This window comes from Streptomyces sp. NBC_01445 (genome assembly GCF_035918235.1).
Taxonomy (GTDB): domain Bacteria; phylum Actinomycetota; class Actinomycetes; order Streptomycetales; family Streptomycetaceae; genus Streptomyces.
Genome location: NZ_CP109485.1, coordinates 9,404,421 through 9,423,343, shown reverse-complemented (window position 1 = coordinate 9,423,343; position 18,923 = coordinate 9,404,421). Strand labels below are relative to the sequence as shown.

The 18,923-nt window shown below is 68.9% G+C and carries 16 protein-coding genes, 1 tRNA gene and 1 pseudogene; 11 read left to right on the top strand and 7 right to left on the bottom strand.

The window, feature by feature from the left end; genetic code table 11:
* Positions 1–171 precede the first annotated feature (171 nt).
* Together OG574_RS42975 and OG574_RS42970 are read left to right on the top strand one after the other, a co-directional pair.
* On the top strand, positions 172–2,169 hold the full coding sequence (locus OG574_RS42975; RefSeq protein WP_326778793.1) for an APC family permease: 1,998 nt from the start codon (positions 172–174) through the stop codon (positions 2,167–2,169).
* A 128-nt stretch (positions 2,170–2,297) separates the two neighbouring features.
* Positions 2,298–2,759: a F0F1 ATP synthase subunit B family protein gene (locus tag OG574_RS42970; RefSeq protein WP_326777650.1), complete on the top strand. Its 462-nt coding sequence runs from the start codon at positions 2,298–2,300 to the stop codon at positions 2,757–2,759.
* Between the two features lie 84 nt (positions 2,760–2,843).
* On the opposite strand, the gene OG574_RS42965 is transcribed toward OG574_RS42970, so the two are convergent.
* Positions 2,844–2,917, bottom strand: a tRNA-Met gene (locus tag OG574_RS42965).
* 83 nt (positions 2,918–3,000) lie between these two features.
* Positions 3,001–4,365 carry an FAD-dependent oxidoreductase gene (locus tag OG574_RS42960; protein ID WP_100594461.1) on the bottom strand — a complete coding sequence of 455 codons (1,365 nt, stop codon included), beginning with the start codon at positions 4,363–4,365 and terminating at the stop codon, positions 3,001–3,003.
* 301 nt (positions 4,366–4,666) lie between these two features.
* Between OG574_RS42960 and OG574_RS42955 the strand changes: the two genes are divergently transcribed.
* Entirely contained in the window at positions 4,667–5,527 is an 861-nt protein-coding gene (locus OG574_RS42955; RefSeq protein WP_326777649.1) for an alpha/beta fold hydrolase, read from the top strand.
* A 48-nt stretch (positions 5,528–5,575) separates the two neighbouring features.
* On the opposite strand, the gene OG574_RS42950 is transcribed toward OG574_RS42955, so the two are convergent.
* Both OG574_RS42950 and OG574_RS42945 read right to left on the bottom strand, forming a co-directional pair.
* Positions 5,576–5,965, bottom strand: a complete 390-nt coding sequence (locus OG574_RS42950) for a hypothetical protein (protein WP_326777648.1) — start codon at positions 5,963–5,965, stop codon at positions 5,576–5,578.
* A 154-nt stretch (positions 5,966–6,119) separates the two neighbouring features.
* A complete protein-coding gene (locus tag OG574_RS42945) occupies positions 6,120–6,575 on the bottom strand; it encodes a MarR family winged helix-turn-helix transcriptional regulator (RefSeq protein ID WP_326777647.1) in 456 nt (151 codons plus the stop codon).
* Between the two features lie 205 nt (positions 6,576–6,780).
* Between OG574_RS42945 and OG574_RS42940 the strand changes: the two genes are divergently transcribed.
* The 7 genes and pseudogenes from OG574_RS42940 (at position 6,781) to OG574_RS42910 (ending at position 12,584) form a co-directional block, all read left to right on the top strand.
* Positions 6,781–8,229: an MFS transporter gene (locus OG574_RS42940; RefSeq protein ID WP_326777646.1), complete on the top strand. Its 1,449-nt coding sequence runs from the start codon at positions 6,781–6,783 to the stop codon at positions 8,227–8,229.
* 152 nt (positions 8,230–8,381) lie between these two features.
* On the top strand, positions 8,382–9,152 hold the full coding sequence (locus OG574_RS42935; protein WP_326777645.1) for an SDR family NAD(P)-dependent oxidoreductase: 771 nt from the start codon (positions 8,382–8,384) through the stop codon (positions 9,150–9,152).
* 197 nt (positions 9,153–9,349) lie between these two features.
* Positions 9,350–9,910, top strand: a complete 561-nt coding sequence (locus tag OG574_RS42930; protein ID WP_326777644.1) for a pyridoxamine 5'-phosphate oxidase family protein — start codon at positions 9,350–9,352, stop codon at positions 9,908–9,910.
* A gap of 101 nt (positions 9,911–10,011) precedes the next feature.
* Positions 10,012–10,905 carry an RNA polymerase sigma factor SigF gene (locus OG574_RS42925; protein ID WP_326777643.1) on the top strand — a complete coding sequence of 298 codons (894 nt, stop codon included), beginning with the start codon at positions 10,012–10,014 and terminating at the stop codon, positions 10,903–10,905.
* Between the two features lie 17 nt (positions 10,906–10,922).
* Positions 10,923–11,282, top strand: a pseudogene (locus OG574_RS42920) (PRC-barrel domain-containing protein).
* A gap of 104 nt (positions 11,283–11,386) precedes the next feature.
* Entirely contained in the window at positions 11,387–12,079 is a 693-nt protein-coding gene (locus OG574_RS42915; RefSeq protein WP_100594470.1) for an alpha/beta hydrolase, read from the top strand.
* Between the two features lie 145 nt (positions 12,080–12,224).
* Positions 12,225–12,584, top strand: coding sequence for a hypothetical protein (locus OG574_RS42910; protein WP_326777642.1), 360 nt, complete (start codon positions 12,225–12,227; stop codon positions 12,582–12,584).
* A 46-nt stretch (positions 12,585–12,630) separates the two neighbouring features.
* Here the strand turns inward: OG574_RS42910 and OG574_RS42905 are convergent, their stop codons facing one another.
* The 3 genes from OG574_RS42905 to OG574_RS42895 form a co-directional block, all read right to left on the bottom strand.
* Complete coding sequence (locus tag OG574_RS42905; protein ID WP_326777641.1) at positions 12,631–13,671, bottom strand: LacI family DNA-binding transcriptional regulator; 1,041 nt, start codon at positions 13,669–13,671, stop codon at positions 12,631–12,633.
* Between the two features lie 71 nt (positions 13,672–13,742).
* Entirely contained in the window at positions 13,743–15,491 is a 1,749-nt protein-coding gene (locus OG574_RS42900; RefSeq protein ID WP_326777640.1) for a discoidin domain-containing protein, read from the bottom strand.
* A gap of 107 nt (positions 15,492–15,598) precedes the next feature.
* Complete coding sequence (locus OG574_RS42895; protein WP_326777639.1) at positions 15,599–16,690, bottom strand: DUF1996 domain-containing protein; 1,092 nt, start codon at positions 16,688–16,690, stop codon at positions 15,599–15,601.
* Positions 16,691–17,156: 466 nt separating this feature from the next.
* Between OG574_RS42895 and OG574_RS42890 the strand changes: the two genes are divergently transcribed.
* Positions 17,157–18,881, top strand: a complete 1,725-nt coding sequence (locus tag OG574_RS42890) for a coagulation factor 5/8 type domain-containing protein (protein WP_326778792.1) — start codon at positions 17,157–17,159, stop codon at positions 18,879–18,881.
* Positions 18,882–18,923 lie beyond the last annotated feature (42 nt).

Below are 18,923 nucleotides of genomic sequence, written 5' to 3'. Positions count from 1 at the left end.
GGTGAAGACCCACGCCCAAGAGACCGGCTGGTCTCCCCCGGACCGTAGGACCATTTGTGTACCCCGGCCCGCCGACACGTCCGCAGGCTCGAACGGCGGCACGGTCCGCCATACGCTCACGCAGTGTTCAACGTGCCCGCTCTGGTCAAACGCCTGGTGATCGGCCGCGCCATGCGCAGCGAGGAGCTGGGCGGGACTCTGCTCCCCAAGCGCCTCGCCCTGCCGATCTTCGCCTCCGACCCGCTCTCGTCGGTGGCGTACGCGACCCAGGAGATCCTGCTCGTCCTCACCCTGGGCGGACTCGCCTATCTGCATTTCACGCCTTGGATCGCCGGGGCGGTGGTGGCGCTGATGACGGTGGTCGTGCTCTCGTACCGCCAGGTCGTGTACGCGTATCCGAGCGGCGGCGGCTCCTACGAGGTCGCGTCCACCAACCTCGGGCCGTCGGCCGGCCTTGTGGTCGCCGCCTCGCTGCTCGTCGACTACGTGATGACGGTGGCGGTGTCCGTCGCCTCCGGCGTGGACAACATCATCTCGGCGCTCCCGGCGCTGAACGACTACCGCGTCCTGCTGGCCGTCGGCTTCGTCGCCCTTCTCACCGCGATGAATCTGCGCGGCGTCCGCGAGTCCGGCCACGCCTTCGCCGCACCCACGTACCTCTTCATCGGCGGCGTACTGATCATGGTGATCACCGGGCTGATCCGGTACGCCCTGGGGGACGCGCCGGTCGCCGAGACCGCCGCGTACGGCATCGCTCCCCAGAAGTCCGACGCACATCTCGCGGGCCTGGCCCTGGTGATGCTCGTCCTGCGCGCCTTCTCCTCGGGGTGTACGGCACTGACCGGTGTGGAGGCGATCTCCAACGGCGTACCGGCCTTCCGCAAACCCAAGTCGAAGAACGCCGCCGCCACGTTGGTGGCCATGGGGGGCATCGCCATCGCCATGTTCGTCGGTGTCACGACGCTCGCGCTGATCTCCAAGGTGCACGTCACGGACGACGCATGCCGGCTGACGGGACTCGACGGGGACTGCGGGAGCTACACGCAGCGCACGGTCATCGCGCAGGTGGCGGCAGCCGTGTTCGGCGGTGAGCACAGCGTCGGCTTCTTCTTCATCCAGGCCGCCACCGCTCTGGTCCTGATCCTGGCCGCGAACACCGCGTTCAACGGCTTCCCGATGCTGGCCTCGATCCTCGCCAAGGACCGTTACCTGCCGCACCAGTTGCACAACCGGGGCGATCGGCTGGCCTTCTCCAACGGCATCCTCGCGCTGGCCGTCGTCGCCGCAGCGCTGCTCTGGGGCTTCAAGGCCAGCGTCACCAGCCTCATCCACCTCTACATCCTGGGTGTGTTCACCTCGTTCACCCTTTCCCAGCTGGGCATGGTCCGGCACTGGAACCAGGAGCTGGCCACCGAGCACGACCCCGTGGTGCGCCGCCGCCACCATTCGACCCGGGCCATCAACGCCGTCGGCGCGTGCGTCACCGGCCTCGTCCTGGTGATCGTGCTCGTCACGAAGTTCACCGAGGGCGCCTGGCTGGCCGTACTCGCCGCTACGGTGCTGTGGCTGATGATGCGCGGCATCCGCCGTCACTACGACGCGACGTCGGCCGAGCTGGCCGTCGAGGACCCGCACGCAGAACTCGCCTCCCCCTCAAGGGTGTTGGCGATCGTCCTGGTCTCCAGGCTGCACAAACCCACGATGCGCGCCCTGGCCTACGCGCGAGCCTCCCACCCCGACCAGTTGGAGGCGTTGACCGTGTCGGTCGACCGCGACGAAGTCGCCGCCCTGCGCGAGAGCTGGGACGAGTACGACATCGACGTACCGCTGAAGGTCATCGACTCCCCGTACCGCGAGGTGACGCGGCCCGTCGTCGAGTACGTGCGCGCCATCCGCCGGGACAGCCCTCGCGACATCGTCGCCGTCTTCATCCCCGAGTACGTGGTCGGCCACTGGTGGGAGAACCTGCTCCACAATCAGTCCGCGCTCTGGCTCAAAAGCCGCCTTCTGTTCACGCCCGGGGTGATGGTGACGAGCGTGCCCTGGCAGCTCACCTCGTCCGCGCACGCCAACCATCCGGCCCGTCGGGCGCCCGGCTCCGTGCGCCGGGGCGAACCACAGCGTCCGCGGGCCGGAGCGGACCGTTCGCGCGGCACCGGGCACGGCTGACGAACCGGGTACGCCATCGATTCGGTGTCGCACGGAGTCCCAGAGACGGCATCCCGCCAAATCTGACGCAAATGAGCGTTGGGCCGGCACGCATGAGCAGGTAGGCAGGGGACATGTACCTTCTGCCGATGAAATTTGGACCACTCAACGCAAAAATCGAAGTCCTAGCAGTGGCCCTCGTCCTCTTCGCCGTCGTCTTCCTCTGGTTCAAGCGCTTCCTTCCCCGCATCAACCAGGTGCTGGCCGAGCGCGCCGACCGTACGGAAGGCGCCCTCGAGCGCGCCGAGGCGATCCATGCGGAAGCCTCCGCCGAGCACGTCGGCGCCCAGGCCCTGCTCGCCGAGGCCCGTCGCGACGCCGCCAGGGTCACGCAGGCGGCGCGCGAGGAGGGTGCGGCGCTGATAGCCGCCGCCCGCGAGGACGGACTGCGCGAACGCGAGGCGCTCCTCGCCGACGGCCAGGCCGTGATCGAGGCCGAACGGGCCGCGGCGGAGGCCGAACTGCGCCTCAGCGTCCCCGAACTGGCCGCCGAACTGGCGAGCCGCATCATCGGGGAGCCCGTCCCGGCGGCGGCGCCCTCGAACCCCTGACCCCCGCTCGCCGCGGCGGCGCCGCAAGGAGCCGCAGATACGAACCAGGGCCCGGATCCATTGGATCCGGGCCCTGGTCGGCAGTAGCGGGGACAGGATTTGAACCTGCGACCTCTGGGTTATGAGCCCAGCGAGCTACCGAGCTGCTCCACCCCGCGTCGGTAGACACCACCCTACGCCATTGGAGCAGCTACTCCTGACCACCACCTGCCAGGACGGCAGGCACCGCTGCCGCCAGGGGCTACGCGCCGCTCGCCTTGAGCATGTCCTCACGCTCGACGATCTTCACGCGCTCACGGCCTTCCGGCTCGCCCAGCGCCTTCTCCGCGGCGTCAAGGCGGTACCACCCGTCCCACGTCGTGTAGCGCACGTTCCGCTCGTCGAGGAACGCGTCCACGGCCTCCGGGTCGGGCGAGGAGGGCGTGCTCAGACGGCCGTTCTCGCGGTCGTCCAGGAGGCTGGCGACCGTCTCGTTGGCGTCGCCCTTGGTGTGGCCGATCAGGCCCACGGGACCACGCCGGATCCAGCCCGTGACGTACGTCGACTGAAGGTGCTCGCCGGACTCCTCGATCACCCGGCCGCCCTTGTCCGGTACGGTGCCCGAAGCCAAGTCCCAAGGCAGCTTGGGGAGTTCGTCGGACAGGTAGCCCACAGCACGGTACACGGACCTGACGTCCCAGTCCTTGAACTCGCCGGTTCCCTTGACGTTGCCGGTGCCGTCGAGCGCGGTCCGCTCGGTGCGCAGGCCGGTGACCTCGCCGTTCTCGCCGAGGATCTCGGTCGGGGACTCGAAGAAGTGCAGGAACAGCTTGTGCGGCCGGGTGCCGACGTCGCGGATGGCCCAGTTCTCGAGCGTCTTGGCCACCATGTCGGCCTGCTTGTTGCCGCGCCGGGTCGCGATCGAGCCGTCGTCGTAGTCGATGTCCTCGGGGTCGACGATGACCTCGATGTTCGGGGAGTGGTCGAGCTCCCGCAGCTCCATCGGGCTGAACTTCGCCTGCGCCGGACCACGGCGGCCGAAGACGTGGACCTCCAGCGCCTTGTTCGCCTTCAGGCCGTCGTAGACGTTCGGCGGGATCTCGGTCGGCAGCAGCTCGTCCGCCGTCTTGGCCAGGATGCGGGCCACGTCGAGCGCGACGTTGCCGACACCCAGGACCGCGACCTTCTCCGCCTCGAGCGGCCAGGTCCGCGGGACGTCCGGGTGACCGTCGTACCAGGAGACGAAGTCGGCAGCGCCGTACGAGCCGTCGAGGTCGATGCCCGGTATGTCGAGCGCGCGGTCGGCCGTCGCGCCCGTGGAGAAGATCACCGCGTCGTAGAACGAGCGCAGGTCGTCGAGGCTGATGTCGCCCGGGTAGTCGACGTTGCCGAACAGGCGGATCTGCGGCTTGTCGAGGACCTGGTGCAGGGCCGTGATGATGCCCTTGATCCGCGGGTGGTCCGGTGCGACGCCGTACCGGATCAGACCGAACGGCGCAGGCATCCGCTCGAAGAGGTCGATGGACACACCGGGGTCTTCGGCCACCGCGGATTTCAGCAGCGCGTCAGCGGCGTAGATACCGGCAGGACCGGCTCCCACAACGGCTACCCGCAGAGGGCGAGGCATGATCAGGTTCCCTTCGTGGCATGGGCACTCGACGGGAAGCCTAAACTAAGGCAAACCTTAGTTAGTAGTCGGGTTGGACCTATGGACCCATAAGGCTGCCTTATGGGTCTCTGTGGGTCGCCCTTATGGGTCGCCGCAGGCAGCTGCCCACTGATAGCGTCGCACGCACGTTTTCGATCGAGGAGGTGAGTCCCGTCAACGCTGTTTCAGACTGGGTGCTCTCCTCCCGCGCGGTGATGCGGTTCACCTGACACAGGTGGCTCCGGGAGTGCCCGCAGGCATCCCGAAAGGCTATGAACCCATGCGACTCCCCCACCTCGACGACGTCACCACCTTCACCGCGCACGACGGCACCCGGCTCGCGTACCGTGCTCTCGGTGACGGAACTCCCTTGATCTGCCTGCCAGGTGGGCCGACGGACTCCGAATACCTCGGCGACCTCGGGGGCCTGAGCGCGCACCGGCAGTTGATCAGGCTCGACCTTCGGGGCACAGGCCTGTCGGCCGTACCGGAGGACCCGACGTCGTACCGCTGCGACCGCCTCGTCGACGACGTCGAGGCCCTGCGCGAGCATCTCGGCCTGGAGCGGATGGACCTGCTCGCGCACTGCGGTGGCGCGAATCTTGCCGTCCTGTACGCGGGGCGCCATCCGGAACGGGTCGGCAAGCTCGCGCTGATCACGCCGAGCGTCCGGGCGGTGGGCCTCACGATCACGGGCGACCTGCGGACCGAGACCGCGCAACTGCGCCGGGGCGAACCGTGGTTCTTGTCGGCGTTCCAGGCCTTGGAGAGGGTCGCCACCGGCAACGCGACCGACGAGCACTGGAAGGCCATCGCCCCCTTCTCGTACGGCCGTTGGGACGAGACGGCGCAGACGCATCAGGCCGCCGGGGACGAGCGGATGAACGTGGAGGTCGTGGCCGCCTACGGCGCGCCCGGCGCATTCGACCCGGATGTGACGCGCGCCGCGCTGGCGCGGTTCACGTCTGCGGTGTTCCTGCTTGCCGGCGAGGTCGACCTCGGGGCGCCTCCGCGCACCATGGCCGAGTTCGCCCGCCTGTTCCCGGACGCCGAGCTCGTCGTCCAGCCCGGAGCCGGGCACTACCCGTGGCTCGACGACGCGTACCGGTTCGTCACGGCCACAGCGGGCTTCTTGGGGTAGGTGGAACGGTGCGTGCGGGGCGTTCTCGGCGCTGCGGGCAGCTGAACGTCAGTGGTCGGAGTAGCTGAAGTCGCCCACCGTCCAGGCACTCACGTCCTGGATCGCGACGCGGTACATGCCGCCCGTCTCGGGGATGCCGACGCTGCCCTGGAGGATCCGGGCCACATGGAAGTGCAGATGAGTGGGTGCGGGGCCGTCATCGGTCTCGCCCCGCTTACGCACATCGGGCTTCCCGTCGGAGGTGAAGATCTCCGAGAAGGAGCCGAGGTGGTCCGAGTCCGTCAGGACCTCCGAGACGCGTTGCCTCCACACGGCCTCGGGGGCGAGGCGTCCGGTGATCACAGCGCCGCTGGTGACCACAGTCAGGGACATCTGATTGCTCTGCCCGGACTCCACCATGACGGCGATGTCGACGAGCAGTTCGTCAGGGTTCGACATGAGAGCGGATTCTAACGGCAGACGTCTCCCGGGACGCCCCCGACGCCCCACTTTCCCAGGGAGCCCGAACTCAGCGGCCGAACTCGGCGGCTCGAGCTCACCCGCCCGGCCTCACGCGCGCCGGCTCAGCTTCTCCGGATCGCCGGCGCACATCTCACGGCCGAGGCCACGGTCGGCCACCCAGTCGCTCGATGTCCATGTTGAAGCGCCTCAGGTAGGTGGTGAAGGCCGCGATGTCCTCGTCCGCCCAGTCGGTCATGACGCGGTCCAGGCTGCCCACGATGTGATCGCGCTCCTCGTCGAGGACGGCCGCACCCTTGTCCGTGATGCGGAACTTGCGGGCCATGCCGCCGTCGGGATCAGGGATGCGCTCCACCAGCCCGGAGCGCATCGCGGCGGCGGTCTGCCGGTTCAGGGTGGAGGCGTCGAGCCCGAAGGCGTCGCTGAGCTCACCGATGGACATGGGCCCCTGCACGCGAATGCGGCTCAGCAGAATGTAGGCGCTGCGCTCAAGAGTGCCGTTCTCGGGGCGCCCGCCTTTGTGGTGCACGAGTCCGTGCCGACTGAGGAGCATCTGCTCGTACTCGAGCTCGTACGTGGGCCTGGCCATGCGTCTGCCGCCTCCTGCTGTCGTTCCCCGCGGCGTCGCACCGCGCGTCCGTGCACACCCCCGCGCCAATCGTCGCACAGCCAGATGTAGCCACCACACAATGTGCGTCATACATTCGATGTGTACGATGCACATCGATCCCCTCCGTATCCCGGCCGAAGCCCCGCAGATTCCCGAACCCCGCAGACACACAAGGAGTCCCCTGATGGACGCCCCCCAGCCGACGGCCCGCGCCGGCGGCGTGGTCGCCACTCTGGCTTTCGCCGGCACCACCGCCGCGATCATGCAGACCCTGGTCACGCCGCTCATCGCGGAGCTGCCCAAGATCCTTCACACCACCTCGTCGAACGCCGCCTGGGTCATCACCGTGACGCTGCTGGTGGGAGCCGTATGCGTGCCGGTCACCGGCCGTCTCGGCGACCTGGTCGGCAAGCGCCGCATGCTGCTCGCATGCTCGGTCCCGCTCATGGCGGGGTCTGTGGTCTGTGCGCTGTCGTCGTCCGTGGTGCCGATGATCGTCGGCCGCGGCCTGCAGGGCATGGGGATGGGGATGGTGCCGCTGGGTATCGCCCTCCTGCGGGACGTGGTGGCGAAGGAGAAGCTCAGCTCCTCGATCGCCCTGGTCAGCGCGTCCATGGGCATCGGCGGCGGCCTCGGCCTGCCCATCGCCGCCGCGGTGGCCCAGTACGCCAACTGGCGTGTCCTGTTCTGGGGTTCGGCCGTGCTTGCCGTACTGATCGCCGCGCTGATCTGGTTCCTCATCCCCGACGTCCCGGCGAGCGCCAAGGGTCAGCGCTTCGACGCACTCGGCGCGCTCGGCCTCGGCGTCGGCCTGGTCTGCCTCCTCCTCGCGGTGTCCAAGGGCGCGGAGTGGGGCTGGGGCTCGGCGACGACGCTCGTACTCTTCGCCACGGCCGTCCTCGTACTGCTGGGCTGGGGCTGGTGGGAGACGCGCACCCGGGACCCGCTGATCGACCTGCGCACCACCGCCCGGCCTCGCGTGCTGTTCACGAACGTCGCCTCGGTCTTCGTCGGCTTCGGTATGTACGCGAGCATGCTCGTGATCCCGCAGCTGCTGCAGTTCCCCGAGGCCACCGGCTACGGCCTGGGGCAGTCGATGCTCGCGGCGGGCCTGTGGATGGCGCCCGGCGGCATCATGATGATGATCGTCTCCCCGCTCGGCGGGAAGCTCACCGATGCCCGCGGCCCGAAGTTCACGCTCATCTGCGGTGTCCTGGTGATCGCTGCCGGATACGGTCTGTCGCTCGCACTGATGGGGTCCGGCCTGGGGCTCATGGTGGTGTGCATGGTCATCAACAGCGGCGTCGGTCTCGCCTACGGTTCCATGCCCGCGCTCATCATGAGCTCGGTGCCGCTCGCGGAGACGGCTGCCGCCAACGGTTTCAACACGCTCATGCGCTCCCTAGGCACCTCGGTCGGCGCCGCGGTGATCGGCGTGATCCTTTCCCAGATGACGACCACCATGGGCGGCTACAGCTTCAGCTCCGAGGCCGGTTTCCGTACGGCGCTGATGGTCGGTGGAGGCGTCGCCCTCGTGGCCGCGCTGATCGCGGCGGTCATCCCGGCCGTACGCGCCACGCCCGTCGATGCGGGCACGGAACCGGCTGCCGCCCCCGCGGAGGTCAAGGCGTAGGCCGGGCCCCTGCGAAAACTGGACTTGCAGGTCCAATTTCATCGGCGCACAGTCGGTCTTGCGGTCCGGATCAACGGACCGCCGGGCCGGGTCGCGGCGGTGTTCCCGACCGGCTCGGTGAGCGGGAGTACCGAGACTGAGGAGAGCCGGCCATGAGTGGACGACTGCAGGACAAGACCGCACTCGTCACTGGGTCAACCAGCAACATCGGAAAGGCGATCGCCGAGGCGTTCGCCGCCGAGGGGGCCCACGTCGTCGTATCGGGGCGCAATCGGGAGCGCGGCCGGCACGTGGTCGAGGACATTCGTGCAGCCGGCGGACGGGCCGACTTCGTCGAGGCCGACCTCGACGGCAGCGCGGATGCCTCCCGCCGCCTCGCCGAACAGGCCCGTGCGGTGCTGGGCGGGCGCCTCGACATCCTGGTCAACAACGCGGGCATCTACCCGCCCGGGACCACCACCACGACGGACGAGAAGACCTTCGACCAGGTCTACGCGGTGAACGTGAAGGCGCCGTTCTTCCTGACCGCGACGGTCGCCCCCGACATGGCGCGCGACGGTGGCGGAGCCATCATCAATCTCGGCTCGTGGATCGCGCGCCTGGGTATTCCTGTGGGGTCGCTGTACAGCTCCACAAAGGGAGCCGTGGAGACGCTCACGCGCGCGTGGGCGGCGGAGTTCGGTCCGCAGGGGGTGCGGGTGAACGCGATCTCGCCCGGCGTGATCGTCCCCCGAGCGACCGAGGGCGGCGAGCCGCATCCGGGCGAAATCATGATGAAGGGCACACCGTTCGGCGCGGTCGGAACGCCCGATGCCATCGCGCACGCCGCGGTCTGGCTGGCCTCGGACGAGTCGGCGTTCGTCCACGGCACGGTCGTGGACGTCGATGGAGGCCGGGTCGGCGCCGCCGTGATCGCCGCATAGCCCGGCCGTCGCCTGTTCCTGGCGGAACCGTCGCGTCCGGGAATCGTCAATGGCCTAGCGTGGCCCCACAGTTCGAGTGGGCGCCACGCTCGCTCGTTGCCCACCCCCGGCGATTGCGACGTGATCACTCCATGCACCTCCGCCCCAGCACCCCCCACCCCGCGCCTTCCCAGGGTGAACGCGCCTTGCAAGCCCACATGGGTACGAGTGAGCGCGCCGATGACTTCTACGACCGTCAGGTCCGGCCGCGTCTGACACCGGCCATGAATGAGTTCATCGCCCGGCAGACCATGGTGTTCCTGTCCACGGCGGACGCACGTGGCCACTGCGATGCCAGCTTCCGGGCGGGTCCACCAGGGTTCGTCGCCGTTCTGGACGACCTCCACCTGGCCTACCCGGAGTACCGGGGCAACGGGGTCATGGCCAGCGCGGGCAACATCACCGAAAACCCCCATATGGGCCTGCTCTTCATCGACTTCACCCATGACCACATAGGGCTGCATGTGAACGGATCGGCCCAACTGATGGGCGATCGTGAGCTACGGGCCATCTGCCCCACACTGCCGAGGGATTCGGCCCCGGGGCGGCAGGCCGAGATGTGGATATACATCACCGTCCAGGAGGCCTACGTCCACTGCTCCAAGCACATTCCCCACCTGGAACCCGCGCACCAGCCGAATCGAAGGGCCCCTGGGCGACCCAAGGACGGCGACTACTTCACCGAGCAGATGACCCACGCCTGTCTGGGGCAGGGATAGGCCAAGTCCCGGCAGGTCCCTGCCGCTTCCCGCGGCGGGAGGCATGACCGGAGCGGACGGGGGCACATGCTCTGGACGGGGCCGACACGAAAGGCAGGGACATGACGGCAACTTCGGTGCACACTCATGAAGAGGCGCGGGCGCAGGCCACGACGGCGCACATCGCCGACGCGACCATCGGCACGGGTGAGCTTCCGTGGGTCGAAGACGCCGGCAAGGTCGCGCCCAAGGACGCGCGTGAACTCTCCATGGTGTTCTTCGAACAGCTCCAGGTACTCGAAGAGGGGACGGCGGACTACCAGTACGCCCGGAACACGCTCATCGAGATGAACCTGTCCCTGGTCCAGTTCGCGGCGTCCCGCTTCCGCCACCGTGGCAGTGGCGAGATGGAGGACATCGTGCAGGTCGGGACCATCGGCCTGATCAAGGCGATCGACCGGTTCGACCTGTCGCGCGAGGTCCAGTTCACCTCCTTCGCCGTCCCCTACATCGTCGGCGAGATCAAGCGCTTCTTCCGTGACACCAGCTGGGCCGTCCATGTGCCGCGCCGCCTCCAGGAGTTGCGCGTCGACCTGGCCAAGGGCAAGGACGAGCTGTCCACGGTCCTGGACCACGAGCCGTCGCCCAAGGAGCTCGCCGAGCACCTGGAGCTCAGCGAGGACGAGGTCATCGAGGGCATGGTCGCCTCGAACGGTTACACCGCGGGGTCCATCGACATGCCGAGCGATCCCGGCGAGCGCCAGACCGACGCCTCGAGGACGTTCGCCGACGTACTCGGCGAGCCCGATCCTGCCATCGAGACGGTGGAGGACCTCCACACGCTGGCGCCGCTCCTGGAACAGCTCGACGGCCGAGAACGCCGCATCCTCGAGATGCGGTTCGGCCAGGAGATGACCCAGTCGGAGATCGGCGTCGAGATCGGCGTGTCCCAGATGCACGTCTCCCGGCTCCTGACCCGCACCCTCACCAAGCTCAGAACAGGCATGTTCGCCTGACGCAGAGGGGCTCCACCATGATTCGGGCCGCGGATGTCCGTGAGTGGCGCTCCTACGAAGTCGTCGACCAGGTCGGCCGCAAGGTCGGCGCGCTCGAGGACGTCAACGTCAGCACGAGGACGGACGAACCGGCCATGGCCACGGTCCTGCTCGGCCTCCCACGCGGCACAGGCTCGTCTAAACGTTCCGCTGGACGGCGCGGTCGTCGGGCCGGCCTACGTCGAGGTCGACTACGCGAAGGCGCTGGTGAAGGGGTGGTCCCCGTCGATCGGCGCGGACGATGTGCTGCCCGCCGAGGACGAGGACCCCTGTTCCGGCTCTACGGCCTGCCGTACAAGCCCGGGGCGAACGGGGAACACCGGCTCGCCCGCCGCTGACAAGCGCCCCCTGGCACCCATCCGTTCGGCCGCGGCTACGGATTCGTCATGATGGCCTCGCAGCGCCGAGCCGCGTGGCCGGAGCACGAGAAAGAGGAGACGACGTGCTCGTATGGGACGACGATCCGCGATCGGCACTCGTGGCGCCTCGCGCCGTCGAACCGCCGCAGGCCGCGGTGCTCCTCTTGCACGGTGGCCGCTCGGAGGGCACGGAAGCGGTGTCGAGGTTGAGTCTCGCGGGTGCGCGCATGCGCCCGTTCGCCCGTGCCGTCGAGCGCGCATGCGAGGGCCAGGGGCTCTTGGTGGGGAGCGTCCGCTACCGCTGCCGGGGCTGGAACGGTGACCGCGAGGACCCGCTCCGGGACGCGCTGCGGGCGCTGGACGAACTGGCCGTACGCGCCGGGGACGTGCCGACCGTGCTGGTCGGTCATTCCATGGGCGGACGTGCCGCGTTGCGCGCTGCCGGGCATCGGCTCGTCCAAGACGTGGTGGGACTCGCTCCGTGGTGTCCCGAGGGTGAGCCGGTGACGCAGCTCCGCGGCAGGCGCGTGGTGCTGCTCCATGGCGACCGGGACCGCACGACGGACCCCGCGGCCTCCGTCGACTACGCCGACCGGGCCTCGGCCGCGGGCGCGGAGGCCTGCACGCTGCTGATGCCGGGCGGCGATCACGCGATGCTGCGGCGGGCCGGTTCCTGGCACCGGCAGACCGGCCGGATCGTGAGCGGTCTGCTGGGGTTCGCGCCGCTCCCCACCGACGTCGCCGACCGTCTCGCCGTCAACGGCCGTACGCCGTAAGCGTGCTGAACCGCACGCCCGGAAGCGCACGTTCCGCCGAACGGGCGACAGTGAATCCTTTCGGCTTCTGTCGACGGCGTGACGGGCGGGCCCATGGGTGAAGCTGCCATGGACCGTCCCCGAGCACCGAATGATGAGGCTGTCCATGCGCCGTCGCTCCACCGTTGCCGCTTCCCTCGCCGCCTTCGCCCTCGCGCTGGCCCTTCCGGCCTCCGCCCAGGCCGCCACCGGCGACTTCTCCTACAAGATCGTCGGGCTCGACGGCCAGACGCAGTCGGTCACCCTCCACGACCTGCCGAGCCGCCAGTGCGTCACCCTCCCCGAGGTCGCGGACCCCAGCTCCTCCGAGCCCGCGTTCGCCCCGCACAACGACACGGACGAGTGGGCCCTGGTCTTCACCGGGCCCGACTGCGAAGGGGACTCCTGGACGCTGCGTCCGCACGGCCGGCCGGCCACCGACTACCTCAAGCTGCGCTCGGTGTTCCTCACCCCGGCACGCGACTGACCGGTGGTACGGGGGGAGAGGGCGCTTCCCCTCTCCCCCGATAGGTCTACGCCGACTGCCTGAGCACCAGTTCGGGCTCGAAGATCAGTGACGTGGGTTCGGTCCGTGTGCCCTCGATGTGCTCCTGGAGGAGGCGGGCCATCGCACTCGCCATTTCCTCCACCGGCTGGCGAACAGTGGTCAGTTGCGGCTTGCAGGTGACGGCCACGCTCGAGTCGTCGAACCCGACGACGGCGACGTCCTCGGGCACACGCCTCCCCTGTTCCCGCAGGACCTGGCAGACGCCTTGGGCCATCAGGTCGTTCGCCGCGAACACCCCATCGACATCCGGGTGTTGACCGAGAAGCCGCTCCATCGCGACCGCCCCGCTGTCGAGAGTGAAGCCGCCTTCGGCGACCGGCACACAGGGGACGCCGCCGCGCTCCATCCCGTCGCGAAACCCCGCCAGCCGCTCCTGGCCCGCCGGTACGTCCAGCGGCCCCGACACGGTCGCCACCCGGCGGCGCCCCCGCCCCAGCAGGTGTTCGGCAGCGAGCCGGCCGCCGTCCCGATGGGCGAGATCGACATAGCTGACCGGGGCCGTGAGGGCCGGGCGGGCGAAGAACACAGCGGGCAGCCGCTCGGCAGCGAGGAGCTCCGGCAACGGGTCCTCGGCGTGGGTGGACACCACGAGCGCACCGTCCGCGCTGCCCTGCCGCAGATAGGCGGTGACCTGCTTCCTGGCGGTGTCCGACTCGGCGAACATCAGGACCGGGTGCATCGAGCGCGGCCGTAGGAAGCCGACGACTCCGCTGACGATACGTCCGAAGAACGGATCCGCGAACACCCTTGCCGCGAAGGCGTTCTGCTCGCTGTCGGCCTCGTCCCCCGCGCCGGAGACCACCAGCGCGATCGTCTCGGCCCGCCGGGTCACGAGGGAGCGAGCGGCCCGGTTGGGCGCGTATCCCGTCTGGTCGATCGCCTGCCGCACCTGGTCCTGGATGCCCGGGTCGACGTTGCGTACGCCGTTGATGACGCGGGAGACCGTCGCGCGCGAGACGCCCGCCTCACGTGCGACGTCCTCAAGAGTCGGCGCCTGTCTGTTCATGTCGGCACCCTAACTTCCCGCCGGGGGACGGGATAGAGCGCTCTCCCTCCCATGGGTCCCGTGCGGCCGGCTCAGTTGTAGACGCCGAACTCGTAGAGCGAGTACCCGTATCCGGTGCCACGCGCCGTGCCGTTGACACGGACGTAGCGGCCGGTTCCGTCGACGTCGAAGTCGTCGATCCCGCCGTTGCCCGCCGTCTCCTCGTGGACGGTCCGCCAGCTCTGGCCGTCGTCGGAGGTCTGGATGGTGTACGCCTTCGCGTACGAGGTCTCCCAGTTGAGCTGCACGTGCCTGAAGGACTGGCGGGAGCCGAGGTCGACCTGGAGCCACTGCGGGTCGCTCCAGTCGCTCGCCCAGCGCGTGTCGTTCTTGCCGTCGAACGCGTTCGCCGCGGTGCAGGGGCAGTCGCCGCTCCCGGGCTGGTACGAAGACGCGGTGGCGGGCTTGCCGAGGGCGATGTCGGTGCCGTTGACGGGCGGCGGCACGACGCGGACCGAGCGGGTCTCGACGCCCACGTTGCCCTTGCCGTCGGTCGCCTTCACATAGATCTTCCAGACCCCCGGCCTGTCCGGCGCGGTGACCTTGAACCTGCCGCCGCCCAGGTCGGTGAACGGCACCGGCGTGAGCTGCTTGCTCGCGTCGATGTAGTTGCTGTTGGTCAGAACCTCGTACGAGATCTGGTCGCCGTCGGGGTCCGTGGCCCCGGTCGCCAGCGTCAGATTCCCGCCCGCGGGCACCTTGGCGGCGTCGCCCTCGACGTTCATCCCGGAGATGACGGGCGGGGTGTTGTCGTGCGACGTGTCGGCGCCGTAGGCCTTCTTCACGGCGTAGTAGGAGAGCCTCTTCTGGCCTGCGGGCAGCAGGTTGAACCAGATGCCTCCGAAGTCGTACTCCGTGCCGTAGTGGAACATGGTGGCGCCCAGGGCGACGCCCTTGTGGCCGGTGACGCAGCCCCACGCCTTGGTGTAGCCGTCGGCCTTGGCCTGGTCGGCCGGCTCGGCGGGGACGCCGTTGGCATCGTCGGGGACCTCCCACTCACCCGCGGGGCCGGTCTCGGTCACGATGTACGGCTTGGTGTAACCGCCTTGCTCCCAAGCCGACTTGACGTCGCACACGGCGTTGTAGGAGTTGACCGCGTAGAGATCGAGGTCGGGGGCGTTCTTCTTGTAGTAGGGCCAGGCGCCGACCCAGGCGTCGGTCGAGGTGACGGGGTGGTCGGGGTCGACCGCGTGGATCTTCTTGGTGATGTCGTTGACGAGGGTGGTGTAGGCGTCGCGCTGCTTCTCCAGTTCGTCGCCGCTGTAGCAGTTCTGCAGGCCGAGCACGGACTCGTTGCCGACGTTCCACATGAGGACGCCCGGGTTGTCCTTGTAGGTGTCGACCCACTTGGGGAACTCGTCGAGCATCTTGTTCTTGTAGTCGGTGTCCGTGAGGTAGTTGACGCAGCCGCCGCTGCCCGGGCCACCGCCGGGCTGGAGCCAGAAGCCCGCGATCACCTTGATGCCGTGCGCCGCCGCCGAGTCGAACAGTGGCTTGCTGGAGGCGTCCGTCCCCCAGGTGCGGATGGTGTTGACGCCCATGGACCGCAGATCCGGCATGTATGTGTCGGCGTCGGCCACGGACGGCCCCCAGGTCAGCCCCTTGATCTGGTACGGAGAGCCGTCGACGGTCAGCTGCCAGTCGCCCTGCGAGCCGGTGACCTTCACGACGCTGCCGGCGGCCTGCGCCTGCTGGGCCGGGAGCGACAGCGCACCGGCGGCGAGCAGCCCCGCGGTGAGGGGAGCGGTAAGACGACGGCGGGATGTACGGGATCTCTGCATGGTCGTTCTCTCCCTGGATGTGGGGGTGAAGGGGGTGCGACGCGTGTGTACGGTTCCCCGGGCCGGGGCGGCCGGCAGCGGTCGGCCCGGCCCGGGGAGCGCCTGGGTCAGGGCAGTTCGTAGTTCTCGTCGAGGGCGGCCCCGGCCTCGGGGTGGCTCTGGTCGTAGCCGCGGGGATCGCACTGGAGTCCGCCGACGACGCAGTGGTCCACCAGCGCCTTCAGCGTCGGGGCGTCCCACACGTTGAAGAAGTCGTAGTGGAAGGAGTAGCTCGGGCCGCTGGCGAGTCTGAGCTGCGAGAGGTCACCGTTGACCGGGAAGGCCATCTTGAACTCGATCATCGGCAGGGCGACGGGGTGGTCGGCCGGGCAGGCGTTGTTGTTGGTGCCGGGGACGACGACCGGGTAGGCCATGTGGCTCTTGTGGTCCGGTGTGTCGAGATACTTGCCGTCCCAGCAACTCGGCGCCTGGAAGCGGATGTTGAGCTGGGTGTCCGCGGTGGTGGGGCAGTCCTTGGGGAAGTCCACGTTGAAGTAGCTGGTGCCGCACTCCCATCCCTCGACGAAGCCGCGGTGGTCGCGGAACTCCTGGGCGGTCTGCATGGGGCCGCCGACCACGAACCGCAGTCCCTTCGGGAAGGGTCGGACGCTCGTGTAGTCGGTGACTCCGGCCTTGTAGTAGATGGTCTGCTCGCCGACCGGGAGCACGGACTTGTCCCCGTCGAACATCGTGGGCATCCAGTACCCGGACTTGTCGCCGGGGGCCAGACACGTGGTGGACCCCGCGTCGAGGGAGGCCGTGGTGCTGTTGGCGTCGGTCGTCGTGTTGCCCATGAAGGTGTGGTCGTGGGACTTGCCGGGCTGCCCCGGATAGACGATGGGGTCGTCCGGCCGGGTGTGGGTCACCGTGCAGTGGGCCTGGAACTCGTGGAAGTAGCGGTGCGGCGGCTCCTTCGTGGAGGGTTCCACGCCCGTCACCGGTGGATCGGCGGGGATGTATCCGTCGCCGTCCGGGTCCTCCGCCGAGGCGACGGTGGACGCCGCCATCACATGGCCCGCGTGCGCCGTGGACGATGACGCTGAACTCGGCGTCTCCTGGGCGGCGTTGGCGTTCATCGCCATGCCGCCCACACCCAGCGACGTCACCATCAGCGCGCCGGTCATCAGTAACCCTGAAACGATCTTCGATCTCCGTGCCATGGAGACCTCCTGCCACATCGGCATGGATGGGTGGGGGGTGGGCGGCCGGCGCAGGTGCTGCGTCACACGGCCACCCGCAGAGCGGAGCGCCCTCATGGAGCGGGGCGCTGGGAGAGCGCTCTCCGAGTCGGAGTGTTGCGGCAGTGGCGCGAGACTGTCAAGAGACCGTCAACGTCTCTTCTTTCAGGGGGTGTTGGGCCACCAAGGGCGCCGAGGCGTCGCGGCTCCAGCCCCAACTGACGCAGGCCCGCCACTAATTTCAACGATTCTGGATTTAAGTCTTGACGCAACGTTCACACAGATGAAGCATTCGACCGCAAGAGAGCGCTCCCACCCCCCTCATTCGTTCAATTTCTGAACCAGGAGAGTCGCCCCTATGCTCACGCCCCCCACGGACCCCTCAACGACGTCCACTTCGCCCGCCGCCGGTTCCGTCTCCCCCTCGCGCCGGACCGTTCTCGGCGTCATGGCGGCGACCGCGGCCACCATTCCCGGCCTCCTCGCAGTCGGGTCGCCCGCCTCCGCGAAGCCTGCCGCCGACCCCCTGCCCGGCGGCGGCGACCTGGGCCCCAACGTGATCGTGTTCGACCCTTCCACGCCCGGCATCCAGGCCAAGCTGGACGAGATCTTCAAACAGCAGGAGTCCGCACAGTTCGGCTCCGGCCGCTACGCGTTCCTGTTCAAGCCCGGTACGTACAACGGCCTCAACGCCCAGCTCGGCTTCTACACCTCGATCGCCGGACTCGGCCTGTCCCCCGACGACACCTCGATCAACGGCGATGTGACGGTCGACGCCGGCTGGTTCAACGGCAACGCCACCCAGAATTTCTGGCGCTCCGCCGAGAACCTCGCCCTCACCCCCATCAACGGCACCAATCGCTGGGCCGTCGCACAGGCCGCGCCGTTCCGCCGCATGCACGTGAGGGGCGGCCTCAATCTCGCCCCCGACGGCTACGGCTGGGCCAGCGGCGGCTACATCGCCGACAGCCGCATCGACGGCACCGTCGGGCCGTACTCGCAGCAGCAGTGGTACACCCGCGACAGTTCCGTCGGCGGCTGGACCAACGCCGTCTGGAACATGGTGTTCTCCGGCGTCGAGGGCGCCCCCGCGCAGAGCTTCCCGGACCCGCCCTACACCACGCTCAACACGACCCCGGTCTCCCGCGAGAAGCCCTTCCTGTACCTCGACGGCGCCGACTACAAGGTCTTCCTGCCCGAGAAGCGCACCGACGCGCGCGGCACCACCTGGGGCAGCGGCACGCCCCGCGGCACCTCTCTCGCACTCACCCAGTTCTACGTGGCGAAGCCGGGCGTCACCGCCGCCACCCTCAACGCGGCGCTCGACCAGGGCCTCAACCTCCTTCTCACACCAGGCATCTACCACCTCGACGCGGCCATAGAGGTGAACCGCGCGAACGCCGTCGTGCTCGGACTCGGGTACGCCACCCTCATCCCGGACAACGGTGTCACCGCGGTGAAGGCCGCCGACGTCGACGGTGTGCGCCTGGCCGGATTCCTGATCGACGCGGGCGCGGTCAACTCGCAGACTCTGCTGGAAGTCGGGCCTTCCGGAGCGTCCACCGACCACTCCGCCAACCCCATCACCGTCCAGGACGTCTTCGTACGGATCGGCGGCGCGGGTCCCGGCAAGGCCACCACCAGCATCGTGGTCAACAGCCGGCACACGATCATCGACCACACGTGGGTCTGGCGCGCCGACCACGGTGACGGCGTCGGCTGGGAGACCAACCGCGCCGACTACGGCGTGCGCGTCAACGGCGACGACGTGCTGGCCACCGGCCTGTTCGTCGAGCACTTCAACAAGTACGACGTGTACTGGGCCGGCCAGCGCGGCCGCACGATCTTCTTCCAGAACGAGAAGGCGTACGACGCCCCGAACCAGGCCGCCGTCCAGGACGGCAACGTCAAGGGCTTCGCCGCGTACAAGGTCGCCGACTCCGTGACCACGCACGAGGGTTGGGGCCTGGGGAGCTACTGCAACTACACGTCGGACAACACCATCCGCCAGGACCACGGCTTCGCGGCGCCCAACACGTCGGGGGTGAAGTTCCACGACCTGCTCGTCGTGTCCCTGGGTGGCCAGGGCCAGTACGAGCACGTCATCAACGACATCGGCGCCGCCACGTCCGGCACGTCCACGGTGCCCTCGACCGTGGTCTCGTACCCCTGACTCTGACCCCACCGGCGAAGGGCGACGGACCACGGCCCGTCG

Coding starts and splice junctions, on each gene's coding strand:
- OG574_RS42975 (WP_326778793.1), top strand. CDS start 172: ATGCGCAGCGAGGAGCTGGGCGGGACTCTGCTCCCCAAGCGCCTCGCC.
- OG574_RS42970 (WP_326777650.1), top strand. CDS start 2,298: ATGAAATTTGGACCACTCAACGCAAAAATCGAAGTCCTAGCAGTGGCC.
- OG574_RS42960 (WP_100594461.1), bottom strand. CDS start 4,365: ATGCCTCGCCCTCTGCGGGTAGCCGTTGTGGGAGCCGGTCCTGCCGGT.
- OG574_RS42955 (WP_326777649.1), top strand. CDS start 4,667: ATGCGACTCCCCCACCTCGACGACGTCACCACCTTCACCGCGCACGAC.
- OG574_RS42950 (WP_326777648.1), bottom strand. CDS start 5,965: ATGTCGAACCCTGACGAACTGCTCGTCGACATCGCCGTCATGGTGGAG.
- OG574_RS42945 (WP_326777647.1), bottom strand. CDS start 6,575: ATGGCCAGGCCCACGTACGAGCTCGAGTACGAGCAGATGCTCCTCAGT.
- OG574_RS42940 (WP_326777646.1), top strand. CDS start 6,781: ATGGACGCCCCCCAGCCGACGGCCCGCGCCGGCGGCGTGGTCGCCACT.
- OG574_RS42935 (WP_326777645.1), top strand. CDS start 8,382: ATGAGTGGACGACTGCAGGACAAGACCGCACTCGTCACTGGGTCAACC.
- OG574_RS42930 (WP_326777644.1), top strand. CDS start 9,350: ATGGGTACGAGTGAGCGCGCCGATGACTTCTACGACCGTCAGGTCCGG.
- OG574_RS42925 (WP_326777643.1), top strand. CDS start 10,012: ATGACGGCAACTTCGGTGCACACTCATGAAGAGGCGCGGGCGCAGGCC.
- OG574_RS42910 (WP_326777642.1), top strand. CDS start 12,225: ATGCGCCGTCGCTCCACCGTTGCCGCTTCCCTCGCCGCCTTCGCCCTC.
- OG574_RS42905 (WP_326777641.1), bottom strand. CDS start 13,671: ATGAACAGACAGGCGCCGACTCTTGAGGACGTCGCACGTGAGGCGGGC.
- OG574_RS42900 (WP_326777640.1), bottom strand. CDS start 15,491: ATGCAGAGATCCCGTACATCCCGCCGTCGTCTTACCGCTCCCCTCACC.
- OG574_RS42895 (WP_326777639.1), bottom strand. CDS start 16,690: ATGGCACGGAGATCGAAGATCGTTTCAGGGTTACTGATGACCGGCGCG.
- OG574_RS42890 (WP_326778792.1), top strand. CDS start 17,157: ATGGCGGCGACCGCGGCCACCATTCCCGGCCTCCTCGCAGTCGGGTCG.